The sequence below is a fragment of the Radiobacillus kanasensis genome, from assembly GCF_021049245.1.
GTDB lineage: Bacteria > Bacillota > Bacilli > Bacillales > Amphibacillaceae > Radiobacillus > Radiobacillus kanasensis.
Map to the genome: position 1 here is coordinate 2,337,746 of NZ_CP088020.1, position 15,590 is coordinate 2,353,335.

Below are 15,590 nucleotides of genomic sequence, written 5' to 3' on the forward strand. Positions count from 1 at the left end.
ACTCTAGGAACTCGACGGCCATCTTCTTATCAAGTTAGTCTCATACTTATCGAAAAACCCTTTCATTTTCTTTAACAGTAATTCGGACTGCTAAAGAGTGTAAACCCTATTATGTATAACCCAACATTTCATGTCAAACGATATGTGTCTATAGTATATGACGGAACGAAGAAAAAAAATACTTCCATCTTTTTTCTTTCCTACAGAAGAAGGAAAGATACTTATAATGAGAGAAAACAAGACACGATAAAAATCGTGCCTTGTTTATTAGCTTACATAAAAAACTATAAACGGCTGTACTGCGTATATCTTACATAAGAGATAGCCACACCCAGCTCCTGCCCAGCTGCGCGGGGGTTTCCGCTTTTGTTCGTTACTTTGTTTTGCTATTTTCGACAAGGAAGTCGATTGCTTTTTTGAATTTCAAGTCTTCTTTAATAGCATCTGTGTTCCCACCAAGCATTTGAATTAATTGATCTGGTTCTACTTGGTACATGGAAGCCATGGATTCTAATTCTTTGTTGACATCTTCATCACTAGCTTGAATGTCTTCTTGAACGGCAATTGCTTCTAACGTCAAGTTCGTTTTTACTCGTTTAGCCGCATCTTCTTGCATTTGTTCTTTTAAAGCATTTTGATCTGTACCAGAGAATTGATAGTACATATCAAGTGTCATTCCTTGCATTTGTAATCTTTGCTCGAATTCTTGAAGCATACGATTTTGCTCGGTTTGAACCATTGCATCTGGAATTTCTACTTCTGCATTGTCAGACGCTTGATTTATAAGACTTTCACGTTTTTCAGTATCTGCTTGGTTTGCTTTTTCTTCTTCCAAGCGCTTTCTAATTTTGTCTTTAAGTGCATCAAGAGTTTCTACTTCTTCATCTACATCTTTTGCAAATTCGTCATCAAGCTCAGGAAGTTCCTTCGCTTTGATTTCATGAATTTTCACTTTGAACACGGCATCTTTTCCAGCCATTTCTTCAGCATGATACTCTTCAGGGAATGTAACATTAATCTCTGCTTCTTCTCCAGAGCTTTTGCCTACCAATTGCTCTTCAAATCCTGGAATGAAAGAACCTGAACCGATTTCTAATTGATGGTTCTCCGCTTTTCCGCCTTCAAAAGCTTCTCCATCCATGAATCCTTCAAAGTCTAGGACAACTGTATCGCCGTCTTCGACTTGTCCTTCTTCTTTTACCACGAGCTCTGCATTACGTTCTTGCATTTGTTTTATTTCTTGGTCTACATCTTCGTCGGTTACTGTCGTATCTTGCTCTTCGACTTCAAGGCCTTTGTAGTCGCCAAGTTTTACTTCGGGCTTAACCGTAACCGTAGCCGTAAATACTAGAGTTTGACCTCTTTCGATATTTTCGATATCCACAGATGGTTGGTCCACTGGTTCAATACCTGTTTCATCGATAGCATTCGAATATGCTTCTGGAAGGACCGCATCAATTGCATCTTGAAAAAGGGATTCAACACCGAAGCGTTGTTCGAAAATTTTACGAGGAATTTTCCCTTTACGGAATCCAGGAATTTGAACATCCTTGGATACTTTTTTAAAGGCTATATCTAAACCTTCTTCAAACTTGTCTGCAGACACTTCAAAGGTTAAGACACCTTCATTACCTTCTTGTTTTTCCCATTTTGCTGTCATATTTATTTCCCTCCAACATCTATTATTCATTAAGTATAGGTTTTTGCAGTCGATTTTTCGTGTACATACTATGTGTTTCGAAAATTTGCAACTTCCTTATTATAACATAATCCGTTTACCTTTCAACAATTTAGGGCAATATGTTCGCCGGTTCGATTATACGTAAAATTCATTCTTCTATAACTGATAAGTATAACGCTTCTAATTGAAGGATTTGCTGAATGGTTTCATCCATATTATTGTCCATCTCAACAGAATCAACATCACCCATATACTGCTTCCCAATATGTATAAGTGCGTTCACTACGGTGGGGATAAGGGCTTGATCCGGCATAAAAGGATATAGAACATAGAGATATCTCTTTAGCACTCGCTGGATGAGCTCATATTGAGACGGATTGTCTTGCTCTACTCCGCTTAATAGATTAAAAATATCTACCGTGAACGGGTCGTCCATAATAGTGCTCAGTTGATTCGGCTTGACGCTTTCTACAGTATCGAACTTTGACACTTCCACTCTTGCGTCCACTTCTTGATTCCGCATCCATTCTAGTAAAGCGGTTTTCACAACCGGATGAATGGTATCATCAATAAGCAAAGACCTTATAAAGGGTAGGTTTCCGTTTATCTCTAGTTCCTGACACATCATAACAAGCGACCATTGCTTTGTCGTATCCTGTTGTTTCGTTGCTCGCTTAAAATCCTCCATGAACTGGACAATTTCTTGTTTTTCCTTATCCTCTAATAGTTTTTTACTAATCTCATAGAGCTGCCAAAATTGATTCTTATATATAGTAGGAATATTGCTTTTTTCAAAAATTTGATCTAATTCTTCCATTAAATCTCGATATTGACTTGTTTGAAAAAGACAAGTTAAATAGATATGTATATAATCATAAAAATGCTGGTCTTCCTTCGCTATTAATGCTCGACATACGTCTTCCACTTCATCATAGTTTCCTATTTCCATTAAGCAAATTAATTTGCCCATTTGAATTTCATGAGTGTCGACGTCGTTCTCTAACAACTCGTTGAAAGATTGAAGTGCGTCATCATACCGTTTATCCTTAAGCGCTTCTAGACTTTCATTCTCTAACCTTTTCTGTAATCCAGGGAACATGATTACATTATCAAAATTTTTCATATAACCCACCCATTTAGTAAATTAGTATAAACATACCCTAAATCCGATAGTTCAAACACACCGTACAAGAAAAATTTCGATTTTAGGTAAGTAGGTGAATTATAACAAACATTTTGGTCGATGATAAAGGATGTTCTGTTTTAGAAGGTAGACCATCAGCTTTATAAATTTAAAAAAAGTTTTGTTAGGATGGTTGACAATCGTTTTGGTAGCTAATATAATGAAACTTGTCTTCAAAAGAGGTATCATTAAATAAAAGATTTAATGAAGTAGCACTTCCGTAAACTTCATAAGGATTTAGCACTTTAAAGAGTGCGGGTGTAGTTTAGTGGTAAAACCTCAGCCACGAGCAAAACATCCACCGAGTAATCTACGAGTTGCCCTGAAGCATACGCTTCCTTGAATAATCTAGAAGATGCAGGGCATGTCTTTCGTAAACTTCATATGGATTTAGCACTTTACAGAGTGCGGGTGTAGTTTAGTGGTAAAACCTCAGCCTTCCAAGCTGATGTCGAGGGTTCGATTCCCTTCACCCGCTCCATATTTATGTCATTTTGAATAATGTATAACATGTCCCAGTAGCTCAGCAGGATAGAGCAACAGCCTTCTAAGCTGTGGGTCGGGAGTTCGAATCTCTCCTGGGACGTACTTAAAACACTAAAACAGTCGTAAATGGATCATACCATTTGCGACTGTTTTTTCTTTCTAGATAGTTAACTTTCTCATGGTATATAAAAACCTACCATACTTCTGAAGGATTACTATTTCTAATACCAATCCAGAATAAAAGAGACACCTCAAAGAGGTGCCATTCTTAATTTTCTTTCTTGATGTGTAGTTTTGTTTCATAGTGCATATCTTCTAGTACTTCTCCATCCACTGTGTAAAAATCCACAAGAAGCGAATCCGGGTTTTCCCAGCTTAATAGGGCATAAGTTTTTTCCATTCTGCCTCTTGGCATTAAAATGCTCCCAGGATTAATAAACAAGATATCATCGACTTTTTCCGCACCGGCAATATGTGTGTGTCCGAAACAGGCAATATGTGCATGGTACTCTTGTGCCCGATAAGATAGGGGCATGAGCGAAGCTTTTACTTGATGAAGGTGGCCATGTACGACCAAGAAGGTAAATCCTCCTATGTCCACCACTTCTTCATTTGAGTATCTTGGATCCATGTCGCAGTTACCGGTTACTTTTATAAAAGAAGAAAGCTCTGCAGCATCGCTCTGTAGTTCCGAATCTCCACAGTGAATAATGGCATCCACCTCATGTTCGTGTCTTTGTCTTATGATAGTTAATTCATCTCTTAAGCCGTGACTGTCACTCATTATCAGAACTTTCGTCATCAATTACTTCGTCCTTTCTTTTAACCAAGTTTCTAGTTGAACGAGTGCATGGTGTCGATGGCTGATGTTGTTTTTTTCTTCAGGCTTTAATTGAGCCATTGTCTTATCAGAACCAATAGGCAGAAAAACAGGATCGTAACCAAATCCATTTTCTCCAGTAGGTTCTTGTATGATCGTTCCCTTGCAAGTGCCTCGGGTAAACATCGTATCCTGTCCTGGCTGAGCAATAGCTAATACACAGACGAATTGTGCCGTTCTTTTATCGTTTGGTACGCCTTCTAATTCCGTTAATACTTTTTGCAAGTTTGCTTGATCATTTTTTTCTTCACCTGCATAACGTGCTGAATAGATACCAGGTCTCCCATCAAGTGCGTCCACTTCTAATCCTGAGTCATCGGCTAATACAGGCATATGAAAAAGACTTGCAATGGTTTCTGCTTTTAAGGCAGCATTTTCTTCAAAAGTGGAGCCTGTTTCCTCAACATCGGGAATTTCATCCTCTAGGTCTAATAAGGAATATACTTCGACTCCATATTTGGAAAATAGTCCTTTAAAATCTTTCACTTTCCCTTTGTTTTTTGTTGCGATCAATAATTTATCCATGCTTATTCCCCTGACTTTTTAGAATCGATAACCTCTGCCCATTTTCCAACTGCTTCTTTTTGAATATCTATAAGATCCTTAATTCCTTGTTCTGCCAATCCAAACATCGCTTGTAATTGATTCATCGTGAAAGTAGCTTCCTCCCCAGTTCCTTGAACTTCAACAAACTCTCCTTTACCTGTCATGACAATGTTCATATCGACATTGGCCTGAGAATCCTCTTCATATTGTAAGTCTAGGATTTCTGTTCCGTCCGGTAGTACCCCAACAGAAATAGCGGCAAGAAAATCTTGTATCGGCATTTCCTTAATCACTTTCCCATCGACTAGCTTTCCAAAAGCTAGAACTACAGCTACGAATGCTCCTGTAATCGAAGCTGTTCTCGTTCCACCATCTGCTTGGATGACATCACAATCGACCCATACCGTTCTTTCTCCCATTTTTTCTAAATCAACTACGGCCCGCAGCGCACGTCCTATTAAGCGTTGGATTTCCATCGTTCTTCCAGAAACCTTTCCCTTAGAGGATTCTCGAATGTTTCGAGTTCCGGTTGCTCTTGGTAACATGGCATACTCCGCGGTTACCCAGCCTTTTCCTTCCCCTCGCATAAATGGAGGAACCCGTTCTTCTATACTCGCGTTACAAATGACTTTCGTATCTCCAACAGTAATTAACACGGATCCTTCTGGATGTTTAATATAATCTGTTTCTATATGTATAGAGCGTAATTGGTTCGTTTTTCGTTCATTGATTCTCATCCTCGTCACTCCTCTTTAAACTCTGCACACTCACTATGTTGTGCCATTTAATCCTAACATATTTTTACCAACAGCATGAAGTTCATGCAGGGATATCTTGATAATTTTCCTTTTCCGACAACAAAAAAACGGGCCCAAGGACCCGTTTCATAAAATAAGGATTATAGTTTACCTGTTGGTACAAATGTGTTGCGAGTTACAGGCTCGGAGTATGCTTCTCCACTTTCGTTAAATACTTGCTCCACGTTTTCTACTTTCACATCCACTGCTTCAACACCTGGTTGATCTGTTAGTGTTAAAACCAACGTTTCCATTACTTTATCGGAAATGGAGGCTTGCTCTACACTGTTTAACACATTTTCATTAAAGTTTAATGTTAATACACCATCTTTGTAAGTAGGCTCTGCTGTGAGAGAAGTTCCATCATTAAATACGTTTAATAGGTTAGAGCCTAGTGTAGGTCCATTCACTAATGTTTCTACAATGGATTGGTACACATTATCTTTTTCTACTTCAACGTGTTGCGTAATTGGTACATGATAGAAGTTACCATCATGTTGTGTAGGATAGTAAAGCGTTACTGCTTCACTATTCATAAGGTCAACTGAATGACCTTCACGAATGTTAATGCCATTCGCTCTCGAAACTCCTTTAGAAATTGGAGTTCCATTTACAGGCATTACTTCTTGTTCATATCCGTTAATCCATAATTGGACTTTTTTCACATTTTCAAATTGTGTTAATGTATAGGTCATCGCTTGAAGTATTTCTTCTTCACTTTCTGCTTCATAGTTTTTAAATTCATCGGAAACATCCACAACCAATGTTCCGTTCTCTTTCATATCAAGTCCTAGAATTTGTGTGCCTGCTGGTAACACAGCTTGGAAACCATTTGGTAGAAGTTCCGTTACTGGTCCGTTTTTCACTAAGTACTCAAGAACTTGAGAGGCAACGGCCTTTGACTCTGCTTTTGGAATGGAAACCGTTTGTGGAACTACCATTCCATTGGAATCTAGTAGATACAATTGTCTTTCAACCGTATCTGTTGTTGCTTCTGCACCTTTTTCTGCGTCCGCACTTTCTTTTATTTTTCCTTCTTCAGATGTCTCAGAAGCAGCATCCTTTAAATCATTTGTATAAGTTGCCTCTTCAGGTGGCTTATCCATTTCTTCTAATGATTGTTCCCCTTTAAATAGTCCGCAGCCTGATAACAGTATCAATGAAAAAGTAAAAACACTAGTATAAACTGTAAGCTTCTTCATGCTTTTCCCTCCTACGATGGTTTGTACTACTATATATACGAGCCATTTAGAAAATTAGACCAAGCAATTACAATAATTTTGGAATAAGCATGGTCTTGTCTCGGTCCCTACTTTATATGTAGTTTGTACAATCCAAAAATATGAATGGAATTGGACAAAAAGTCATGAAAAAAGCATGATCGCTTAAACGATCATGCTTTATAGTTGATTTAGCACTCTATTCCCCAACTCTACACGATGGACTTGATTGATGTCTGATTGTAACCAGTTGCTTGCGATTTGCTTAAACACCTCTATTTTACCGGTCGTATAGTATTCATGTTCAGGTTGCTGCTCTCCATTAAATAATTTCTTATGGTAGGACAAGATTGTACTTACTTCACGTGCGGTTTCTTCACCTGAAGAAATGATTGCAACATGTTCGCCCATCACCTTTTGAATCGTATCACGCAAAAGTGGATAATGGGTACAGCCTAGAATTAGAGTATCAATGTTGTACCGGTCTTTTAATGGCTGCAAGGAATCCTGAACAACTTGCAAGGCTTGTGGTCCAGCTAACACGCCATTCTCTACAATCGGTACAAAATTCGGACAAGCTAAATCGTGTACTTCAATTGTAGAATTAATATGATGAAGGGCGTTCGGATACGCTTTGCTCTGAATCGTTCCCTCTGTACCAATAACCCCAATCTGATTATTTTGCGTCACTTTTATAGCAGATCTTGCCCCTGGCTGGATGACTCCTACTACTGGAATATCTAACTTCTGGCGAAGATCCTCTAAGGTAAATGCTGTTGCTGTGTTACAAGCCACAACAAGCATCTTAATATTTTTCTCCAATAGAAACTGGACCATTTCCCAAGTGAAAGCAACGACTTCTTCTTTCGGTCTTGGACCGTATGGACATCTTAATGTGTCTCCTACATAAATTAACTGTTCTTTAGGTAGTTGTCTCATCAGTTCACTTGCAACAGTAAGCCCGCCTACACCTGAATCAATGACCCCTATCGGTTGGTTTGCCAAACTAATCCCCTCTACTCTCTTGATGTTTATTCCCTTCGAAGTTTTTCATTTGTATATGAAGGAGCTGAAGTAATTCATTTAAAGCATCTACCTCTCGTTCCGATACGTTATCTAAAACCGCTCCTAAGTATTCTCGGCGTTTCTCTATCACTTCATGGATGATAGATTCACCTTTATCTAATATGTGGATTCTTACAATTCTTTTATCTTTTTCATCTTTTACCCTTTTAACGACACCATTTTTCTCCATACGATCGACTAAATCCGTTGTCGTACTAAAGGCTAAATGAATCTTATTCGATAACTCCCCTGTGGTCAAGTCCCCTTCTTCCGACAACCATTGCAACGCAATAAACTGCGGTGCAGTAATGGGATATTGGTTTAGAATTTCTCGACCTTTTTGTTTAATGATCCCTGCGATATAACGTAGTTCCTTTTCTATATGTGAAATCTTTTTGATTTTTTCGTTCTCCAAAAATTTGACCTCCCTGACCTTTCATTCCTCAATAGGAAATACACTTAATGTGAGATTACCATCAAACCGGGCTGAAATCCATCTAATTGTTTTAGTATGAGGAAAATACCCTCTGTTTATTGTATTTTTCCTCACAAAAATCGGAACTGATTTTAATAAAGAAATTGTCGAACAGAAAAAACCGACTTTCTCCTATCGAAAGTCGGTTTTAATGAAACTATAGTTTAAGTTCTCCCATACGAAGAAGCTCTACTACAGCTTGTGAGCGCCCCTTTACACCAAGCTTTTGCATCGCATTTGAAATGTGGTTTCTTACTGTTTTTTGAGAAATAAATAGTTCTTGGGCAATATCTTTTGTTGTTTTATCCTGTACTAGAAGTTCAAATACTTCCTTTTCGCGTTTTGTCAGTAGTTGCTTCGGCTTGTAGTCATTGTCCTTCAAATGATAACCCCTCCTTGCTGTCTTAGAGCTAGCTGGTTATGAAGGGTATTTATTTAGTCAAGGTATTCTATGAGAAAATAACGGAAACTGTGATAACAGACGCTTCTTTCCAGTGCCCAATTTGAATGAACAGTATGGATTTAAAAAATGCCCTAATCTCGGTATTGTTTTTCCTATACAAATGTGCAAAAACTTGTCGAAAAACTCCTTAGCTTCTGTGATAATATTAGGAATATATATGATATGACAAAGGAGGATTTATGTGAGGTATTATGTGGATTTTGTCATCGCTGGGTTTCTAACAAGCTTGACGTATTTCCTAGGTAGCTTACTTATACTAAATAATTATATAATTTGGCAATCCTTAATAATTGGTTTTTCCGTTGTTTTTCTTGGGGCATTAACAGAAAAATTAAAGGCACCTATGTGGATGATCATTCTCGTTCCCTTCCCTGTCGGAATGAGTTTATTAGCTATCTTCTTGCAAGAATCTTTCATCATGTGGTTATTCACCTATTCAACAACGCTATTCATTTATACAATCTTACATATTTGCATTAGTTTTTTCTTTAAGTTTCATTCTTTAATACCTGCCTGGAAGCTATCTTGAACATAAAAGTCCCCTTACCACTAGGATAAGGGGACTTTCTATATTAATAAGCGTAGTCACTTCCGAAGAAGTTTTTAAATGATTGGATGTTTGTTTCTCTGTTCATGGCTGCGATTGATGTGGTAAGTGGAATCCCTTTCGGACAAACCTGAACACAGTTTTGAGAGTTTCCACACCCGGAAATACCGCCATCTTCCATTAGCGCATCAAGACGTTCTCCTTTGTTCATTTCACCAGTTGGGTGAGAGTTGAACAAACGAACTTGAGAAATCGCAAACGGTCCAATGAAGTCTGAGTTATTGTTCACGTTCGGGCAAGCTTCTAAGCAAACTCCGCAAGTCATACATTTAGAAAGCTCATACGCCCACTGACGTTTTTTCTCAGGCATTCTTGGTCCTGGTCCTAAATCATACGTACCATCGATCGGAATCCATGCTTTTACCTTTTTCAAGGAATCAAACATTCTACTTCTATCAACGGCTAGGTCACGCATGACAGGGAACGTAGACATTGGCTCTAGACGGATTGGTTGCTCTAGTTTATCTACTAGTGCCGCACATGCTTGTCTTGCTTGACCGTTAATATTCATGGAGCATGCTCCACAAACTTCTTCTAAACAGTTCATTTCCCATTGCACTGGTGAAGTCGCTTCTCCGTTAGCATTGACAGGATTTCTTCTGATCTCCATCAACGCAGAAATAACGTTCATATTCTCTCTATATGGGATTTCAAACGTTTCTTGGTAAGGAGAAGAATCTGGGCTATCTTGGCGTGTAATAATCAACGTAATTGTCTTTTGAGCTGTTGCCGTTGCCATTACTTCTTACCCCCTTTTCCTTTACTGTAGTCACGCTTTCTAGGTTTGATAAGCGATACATCTACATCCTCATAAGAGAAAGATGGTCCGTTTGCAGCTGGGTCATATTGGGCTTTCGTTGTTTTTAACCAGTCTTCATCGTTACGATCTGGGAATTCTGGTTTATAGTGAGCACCACGGCTTTCGTTACGGTTATACGCTCCAATGGTAATGACACGTGCTAATTGCAACATGTTTTCTAATTGACGTGTAAACATAACACCTTGGTTACTCCAACGAGAAGTATCATTGATATTAATTTTTTTGTAACGCTCCATAAGTTCTTGAATCTTATTATCTGTATTCTTCAGTTTTTCGTTTTCACGAACTACAGTTACGTTATCTGTCATCCATTCCCCAAGCTCTTTATGGATTTGGTAAGCATTTTCTGTACCATCCATTCCCATAAGAGATTCGAAAATATCTTCTTCTTCTTTGAGCTTGTCGTCGAATATCTTACTAGAAAGATCAGCTGCTGTTTTCTCTAATCCATCGATGTAACGGATTGCGTTAGGACCTGCTACCATTCCACCGTAGATAGAAGATAATAGAGAGTTTGCACCTAAACGGTTTCCACCGTGTTGGGAGTAATCACACTCCCCAGCAGCGAATATTCCAGGAATATTCGTCATTTGGTCGTAATCTACCCATAGTCCACCCATAGAATAGTGAACCGCAGGGAAAATTTTCATTGGAACTTTTCGTGGATCTTCTCCTACGAATTTTTCGTAGATTTCGATGATTCCACCTAGCTTAACGTCTAGTTCCTTAGGATCTTTATGAGAAAGGTCTAAGTACACCATGTTTTCACCGTTAATTCCTCGTTTTTGATTGACACACACGTCAAAAATTTCACGAGTTGCGATATCACGAGGAACGAGGTTTCCGTATGCCGGATACTTCTCTTCTAAGAAATACCAAGGCTCTCCATCTTTGTATGTCCAAACTCTTCCGCCTTCTCCACGTGCTGATTCACTCATAAGGCGAAGTTTATCATCACCAGGGATTGCTGTTGGGTGAATTTGAATAAATTCTCCGTTCGCATAAATCGCACCTTGGCGATATAGAGCTGCTGCAGCAGATCCAGTGTTGATTACAGAGTTTGTGGATTTGCCGAAGATGATACCAGGACCACCAGTGGCCATAATCGTTGCATCGGCTTTAAATACTTTAATTTCATGAGATTGAATGTTTTGCGCCGTGATACCACGACCGACACCTTCCTCATCAATAACAGCGGATAAGAATTCCCATCCTTCATACTTCGTTACAAGGCCTTCTACTTCATAACGTCTAACTTGCTCATCCAAAGCATAAAGCAATTGTTGACCAGTTGTTGCACCTGCATAAGCCGTTCTATGGTGTTGTGTTCCACCGAAACGACGGAAGTCTAATAATCCTTCCGGTGTGCGGTTAAACATTACTCCCATACGATCAAGCATGTGGATGATGCTTGGAGCAGCTTCACACATTGCTTTAACCGGTGGTTGGTTTGCTAAAAAGTCTCCACCATAAACCGTATCATCAAAGTGTTCCCAAGGAGAGTCTCCTTCCCCTTTCGTATTAACAGCTCCGTTAATACCACCTTGTGCACATACAGAGTGAGAACGTTTCACTGGTACGATGGAAAGCAAATCAACGTGGACACCTGCTTCTGCAGCTTTAATAGTTGCCATAAGGCCAGCAAGACCTCCACCGACAACTACTATGTTGCGTTTACTCATCTAGCTCACTCCCCCAATTTTCTGTAGCATTTCTACCCTACGCGCCCATCGCAAATGCAAGAATCGAACGGATTCCCATATAAGATAGAGCGATAAATACAATAATTGTTACATATGTTGTGATTTGTTGTGAGCGTGGTGATACAATAATTCCCCACGACACTAAGAAGCTCCACAGTCCATTCGCAAAGTGGAATGTAGTAGAGAGAAGTCCAATAATATAGAACCAAATCATGAATGGGTTACTAAAAACATCTTCCATCATATCAAAGCTAATTTCAGTGTTTCCTAATGCTGCGGCAATTCTCGTTTCCCATACATGCCATACTAGGAATATAAGCGTAATAATGCCACTTATTCGTTGAAACAAAAATAACCAGTTCCGTAGAAAGCCATATCTCTTTGCATTATTTCTAGCTGTTAAAGCGATATAAACTCCTAGAACAGCGTGGAAAATAATCGGTAAATAGATAATTAAAAGCTGTAGAAGTATAAGAAACGGTAGGCTTTCCATAAAATGAACCGCATTATTGAAACTTTCTTCTCCGTATGCAGCAAAATGGTTCACCGTTAAGTGAACAATTAAAAAAACACCAACCGGAACTACCCCTAAAAGTGAATGTAACCTGCGATAAAAAAACTCGCGCTTCTCCGACATTTGTTTCCCCCCCTCACCATCGTTGTGTAATCCATGTACTTATTATTTTTCTATGCACCCTTTATAGAGTGAAAATCCGTGCACTTTCTGTTTAAAAAGGCACTTTTTGTGACACACTTTATTGTACTTCTATCACGGTTGAGCGTCAAGAAAACGGTTTTATTTCCTATGGTAGATTTCGTGATTTTTTCACTTTGATAATGGCTTGCACTCTATTCATTTTCAAGAGATAATAACTACCTAGAAGGGAATGAATGTTACTATGAGTAGCACGAACGAAAAATTGAACCAAAACTTATTAAATCGGTTAACTAGTACCGGTTCTGGGTATGATTTCCTGCGATTTGAAGCTTTACCAGATTTATTAGGTAGAGATGCAAATACAATCCTATACATAATAGGGAAAAATTTAGCGAGAAAATTCTCGTTTACGAGTGTTGAGGAAATTACCCTTTCCTTTGAACAATTAGGATGGGGACAACTATCTCTAGTGAAAGAGAAAAGAAGAGAGCTTTTCTTTGAATTACAAGGCAAAGAAATTGAAAAACGAAAAGACAGCCCTTATAAAAATCAAGATTATCGTTTAGAATCTGGTTTTCTAGCTGCTGCTATAGAGCAAATGAAACAAACCCCTTGTGAATGTACAGATGAGAATCGCATTCAAAAAGGGACGGTACAATTCAATGTGATTTACACAAGCTAAAAAGGAACAAGCCAGGATGCTTGTTCCTTTAATTATTTATCAGTTTGTAAATGCTCTAGTATGGTCGAAGCGGTTGGTGCTGGAATACCTAGTTTGGTAATATCCTCAATACTCGCTTGTTTAAGCTCATCTAAAGACCGGAAGTGCCTCAACAACAACCTTCTTCGTTTTTCTCCTACACCCGGAATCTCATCTAATTCCGATTGAATAACGCTTTTTCCTCTTAATTGGCGATGAAAGGTGATCGCAAAGCGGTGCACTTCGTCTTGAATACGTTGGATTAAATAAAATTCCTGAGATTGTCGTTCTAATGGTACTACTTCTGGTGGTGTCCCATATAGCAGTTCACTCGTCTTGTGCTTGTCATCTTTCGCTAACCCGCATAACGGAATATCTAAACCAAGTTCATCCACTAACACTTCCAGGGCTGCACTCATTTGGCCTTTTCCGCCGTCTATGACAATTAAGTCTGGTAGAGGTAAACCTTCTTTTAAAACACGTGTATAGCGTCTTCGAATAACCTCTCTCATCGTATCGTAATCATCTGGGCCTTTCACATCTCTTATTTTATATTTTCGATAATCTTTCTTTTGGGGCCGTCCATCGATAAAAACAACCATCGCCGAAACCGGGTCTGTCCCTTGAATATTGGAATTATCAAATGCTTCAATTCGGTGAGGTGTTTCAATATGAAGCTTTTCCCCAAGCTTATCTACAGCATGTATAGTACGTTCTTCATCACGTTCGATCAACGAAAACTTCTCTTCTAAAGCGATTTTTGCGTTTTTTGCTGCGAGCTTTACAAGCTCCTTTTTACGTCCGCGGAATGGAGTATGCACGTCTACCTCTAGAAGTTCTTTTAATAAATCGAGATCCGTACCAAGTGGAACTAAGATCTGCTTCGGTTTCGGATGGTTTTGATGTAGATAGAATCTACCGATAAACGTTAAAAATGTTTCATCCGGGTCATCGAAGAATGGGAAAATAGCCACATCACGCTCAATCAGCTTCCCTTGACGAACAAAGAATACTTGTACACACATCCAGCCTTTATCATAAGAAAAACCGAAAATATCTCGATTCACTTGATCATTCAACGTCATTTTTTGTTGCTCCATAACTGACTCGATGTTTTGGATCTGGTCACGAAGCTCCTTCGCTCTTTCAAAATCTAACTCTTCCGATGCCTCCAACATTTTTTTCTTTAGATCTTTTTTAATCTCTTGGTGTCCCCCACTTAAAAAGGAAGTGATGCTTTGTACGATTTGCTTATTTGTTTCTTGAGACACTGGATGTACACAGGGGCCTAAGCATTGATTCATATGGTAATAAAGACAAACACGATCAGGCATTTTATCACACTTGCGCAATGGATACAGGCGATCTAATAATTTTTTTGTCTCACGTGCTGCGTACACGTTCGGATAAGGACCGAAATATTTCCCTTTATCTTTTTTCACTTTACGGGTGACGATTAACCGTGGATGTTCTTCGGCTGTCACTTTTAGGTAAGGATAAGATTTATCATCCTTCAGAAGGATGTTGTACTTCGGATCGTATTTTTTAATGAGATTCATTTCCAAAATAAGTGCTTCGATTTCCGATGATGTAACGATATATTCAAAATCAACAATCTCTTGGACGAGTCGTTGTGTTTTTTGATCATTTGCTCCTGTGAAATACGATCTCACTCGATTCTTTAGAAGTTTGGATTTTCCAACATAAATAACGGTTTGGTGTTTATCCTTCATTAAGTAACAGCCTGGTTGCGCCGGAAGCACTGCTAATTTTTCTTTTAGTTGATTTGGTATCATCTTTATTCACACCTTTAACCGTATTGTGATCCACCATAAATAGTCTTCTAATACAATAATAGCCCCTTGTCGCTTTGCGGGCAACAAGGGACTATTTTGATATATTTACTATAAATCTTAACTTATGCGTGTTTATTAATAAGTTCTTCTAGTGCTTCTTTTGGTTGGTAACCAATAACTTTGTCTACCACTTCTCCGTCTTTAAATAGAAGCAATGTCGGAATGCTCATAACTCCAAACTTGCTAGCAGTATCTTGATTTTCATCTACATCAAGCTTTACGATTTTTAATTTATCGCTCATCTCTCCGTCGATTTCTTCTAGTACAGGTGCAATCATTTTACAAGGTCCACACCATGTTGCCCAGAAGTCTGCAAGTACTAGGCCTTGGCCGGTTTCTTCGTTAAAAGTTGCATCTGAAGCTTTCACAATTGCCATTTATATTCCTCCTCATTATAACCAATTTCTACTATGTGTTGAGTATAGCACGAGCGTTTCTAAACTTTCTACA

The 15,590-nt window shown here is 38.7% G+C and carries 16 protein-coding genes and 2 tRNA genes; 4 read left to right on the forward strand and 14 right to left on the reverse strand.

All coding sequences use genetic code 11. The features are described from left to right. Positions 1-373 precede the first annotated feature (373 nt). Positions 374-1,660: a trigger factor gene (gene tig / locus KO561_RS12165; RefSeq protein WP_231093520.1), complete on the reverse strand. Its 1,287-nt coding sequence runs from the start codon at positions 1,658-1,660 to the stop codon at positions 374-376. A gap of 169 nt (positions 1,661-1,829) precedes the next feature. After that, the gene (locus KO561_RS12170; RefSeq protein WP_231093521.1) at positions 1,830-2,804 is read right to left on the reverse strand and encodes a tetratricopeptide repeat protein; all 975 of its coding nucleotides are present in this window, start codon (positions 2,802-2,804) and stop codon (positions 1,830-1,832) included. Between the two features lie 467 nt (positions 2,805-3,271). Between KO561_RS12170 and KO561_RS12175 the strand changes: the two genes are divergently transcribed. Continuing rightward, a tRNA-Gly gene (locus KO561_RS12175) sits at positions 3,272-3,345 on the forward strand. A 31-nt stretch (positions 3,346-3,376) separates the two neighbouring features. Then, positions 3,377-3,450, forward strand: a tRNA-Arg gene (locus KO561_RS12180). A gap of 168 nt (positions 3,451-3,618) precedes the next feature. On the opposite strand, the gene KO561_RS12185 is transcribed toward KO561_RS12180, so the two are convergent. The 7 genes from KO561_RS12185 to KO561_RS12215 all read right to left on the reverse strand — a co-directional run bounded on the left by KO561_RS12185 (position 3,619) and on the right by KO561_RS12215 (position 8,715). Beyond that, a complete protein-coding gene (locus tag KO561_RS12185; RefSeq protein WP_231093522.1) occupies positions 3,619-4,152 on the reverse strand; it encodes a metallophosphoesterase family protein in 534 nt (177 codons plus the stop codon). A 3-nt stretch (positions 4,153-4,155) separates the two neighbouring features. Next, positions 4,156-4,755, reverse strand: a complete 600-nt coding sequence (locus tag KO561_RS12190; protein WP_231093523.1) for an XTP/dITP diphosphatase — start codon at positions 4,753-4,755, stop codon at positions 4,156-4,158. A 2-nt stretch (positions 4,756-4,757) separates the two neighbouring features. Next, on the reverse strand, positions 4,758-5,513 hold the full coding sequence (gene rph / locus KO561_RS12195; RefSeq protein WP_231093524.1) for a ribonuclease PH: 756 nt from the start codon (positions 5,511-5,513) through the stop codon (positions 4,758-4,760). A gap of 161 nt (positions 5,514-5,674) precedes the next feature. Continuing rightward, complete coding sequence (locus tag KO561_RS12200; protein WP_231093525.1) at positions 5,675-6,775, reverse strand: GerMN domain-containing protein; 1,101 nt, start codon at positions 6,773-6,775, stop codon at positions 5,675-5,677. 198 nt (positions 6,776-6,973) lie between these two features. Further along, entirely contained in the window at positions 6,974-7,798 is an 825-nt protein-coding gene (racE, locus tag KO561_RS12205; RefSeq protein ID WP_231093526.1) for a glutamate racemase, read from the reverse strand. Between the two features lies 1 nt (position 7,799). Then, positions 7,800-8,273, reverse strand: coding sequence for a MarR family winged helix-turn-helix transcriptional regulator (locus tag KO561_RS12210; protein WP_231093527.1), 474 nt, complete (start codon positions 8,271-8,273; stop codon positions 7,800-7,802). Between the two features lie 217 nt (positions 8,274-8,490). Then, positions 8,491-8,715 (reverse strand): helix-turn-helix domain-containing protein, encoded by a 225-nt coding sequence (locus KO561_RS12215; protein WP_226036493.1) that lies wholly within the window; start codon positions 8,713-8,715, stop codon positions 8,491-8,493. Between the two features lie 262 nt (positions 8,716-8,977). Between KO561_RS12215 and KO561_RS12220 the strand changes: the two genes are divergently transcribed. Beyond that, the gene (locus tag KO561_RS12220) at positions 8,978-9,325 is read left to right on the forward strand and encodes a hypothetical protein (RefSeq protein WP_231093528.1); all 348 of its coding nucleotides are present in this window, start codon (positions 8,978-8,980) and stop codon (positions 9,323-9,325) included. Positions 9,326-9,368: 43 nt separating this feature from the next. Here KO561_RS12220 and sdhB read toward each other — a convergent pair whose 3' ends face one another. The 3 genes from sdhB to KO561_RS12235 are packed head-to-tail and all read right to left on the reverse strand — an operon-like array spanning position 9,369 to position 12,563. Beyond that, the gene (gene sdhB, locus KO561_RS12225; RefSeq protein WP_231093529.1) at positions 9,369-10,142 is read right to left on the reverse strand and encodes a succinate dehydrogenase iron-sulfur subunit; all 774 of its coding nucleotides are present in this window, start codon (positions 10,140-10,142) and stop codon (positions 9,369-9,371) included. Continuing rightward, positions 10,142-11,905 (reverse strand): succinate dehydrogenase flavoprotein subunit, encoded by a 1,764-nt coding sequence (gene sdhA / locus KO561_RS12230; RefSeq protein ID WP_231093530.1) that lies wholly within the window; start codon positions 11,903-11,905, stop codon positions 10,142-10,144. The genes sdhB and sdhA overlap by 1 nt, the downstream gene beginning before the upstream one ends. A gap of 37 nt (positions 11,906-11,942) precedes the next feature. Next, entirely contained in the window at positions 11,943-12,563 is a 621-nt protein-coding gene (locus KO561_RS12235; RefSeq protein ID WP_231093531.1) for a succinate dehydrogenase cytochrome b558 subunit, read from the reverse strand. Positions 12,564-12,825: 262 nt separating this feature from the next. Between KO561_RS12235 and KO561_RS12240 the strand changes: the two genes are divergently transcribed. Continuing rightward, positions 12,826-13,266 (forward strand): DUF2507 domain-containing protein, encoded by a 441-nt coding sequence (locus KO561_RS12240; RefSeq protein ID WP_231093532.1) that lies wholly within the window; start codon positions 12,826-12,828, stop codon positions 13,264-13,266. A gap of 32 nt (positions 13,267-13,298) precedes the next feature. Here the strand turns inward: KO561_RS12240 and uvrC are convergent, their stop codons facing one another. After that, positions 13,299-15,080, reverse strand: a complete 1,782-nt coding sequence (gene uvrC / locus KO561_RS12245; protein ID WP_408004815.1) for an excinuclease ABC subunit UvrC — start codon at positions 15,078-15,080, stop codon at positions 13,299-13,301. 122 nt (positions 15,081-15,202) lie between these two features. Next, positions 15,203-15,517, reverse strand: coding sequence for a thioredoxin (gene trxA, locus KO561_RS12250; RefSeq protein WP_231093533.1), 315 nt, complete (start codon positions 15,515-15,517; stop codon positions 15,203-15,205). Positions 15,518-15,590 lie beyond the last annotated feature (73 nt).

Bases quoted from the DNA above. Each gene is read 5' to 3' on its own strand.
- tig (WP_231093520.1), bottom strand. From the start codon at position 1,660: ATGACAGCAAAATGGGAAAAACAAGAAGGTAATGAAGGTGTCTTAACC.
- KO561_RS12170 (WP_231093521.1), bottom strand. From the start codon at position 2,804: ATGAAAAATTTTGATAATGTAATCATGTTCCCTGGATTACAGAAAAGG.
- KO561_RS12185 (WP_231093522.1), bottom strand. From the start codon at position 4,152: ATGACGAAAGTTCTGATAATGAGTGACAGTCACGGCTTAAGAGATGAA.
- KO561_RS12190 (WP_231093523.1), bottom strand. From the start codon at position 4,755: ATGGATAAATTATTGATCGCAACAAAAAACAAAGGGAAAGTGAAAGAT.
- rph (WP_231093524.1), bottom strand. From the start codon at position 5,513: ATGAGAATCAATGAACGAAAAACGAACCAATTACGCTCTATACATATA.
- KO561_RS12200 (WP_231093525.1), bottom strand. From the start codon at position 6,775: ATGAAGAAGCTTACAGTTTATACTAGTGTTTTTACTTTTTCATTGATA.
- sdhB (WP_231093529.1), bottom strand. From the start codon at position 10,142: ATGGCAACGGCAACAGCTCAAAAGACAATTACGTTGATTATTACACGC.
- sdhA (WP_231093530.1), bottom strand. From the start codon at position 11,905: ATGAGTAAACGCAACATAGTAGTTGTCGGTGGAGGTCTTGCTGGCCTT.
- KO561_RS12235 (WP_231093531.1), bottom strand. From the start codon at position 12,563: ATGTCGGAGAAGCGCGAGTTTTTTTATCGCAGGTTACATTCACTTTTA.
- KO561_RS12240 (WP_231093532.1), top strand. From the start codon at position 12,826: ATGAGTAGCACGAACGAAAAATTGAACCAAAACTTATTAAATCGGTTA.
- uvrC (WP_408004815.1), bottom strand. From the start codon at position 15,080: ATGATACCAAATCAACTAAAAGAAAAATTAGCAGTGCTTCCGGCGCAA.
- trxA (WP_231093533.1), bottom strand. From the start codon at position 15,517: ATGGCAATTGTGAAAGCTTCAGATGCAACTTTTAACGAAGAAACCGGC.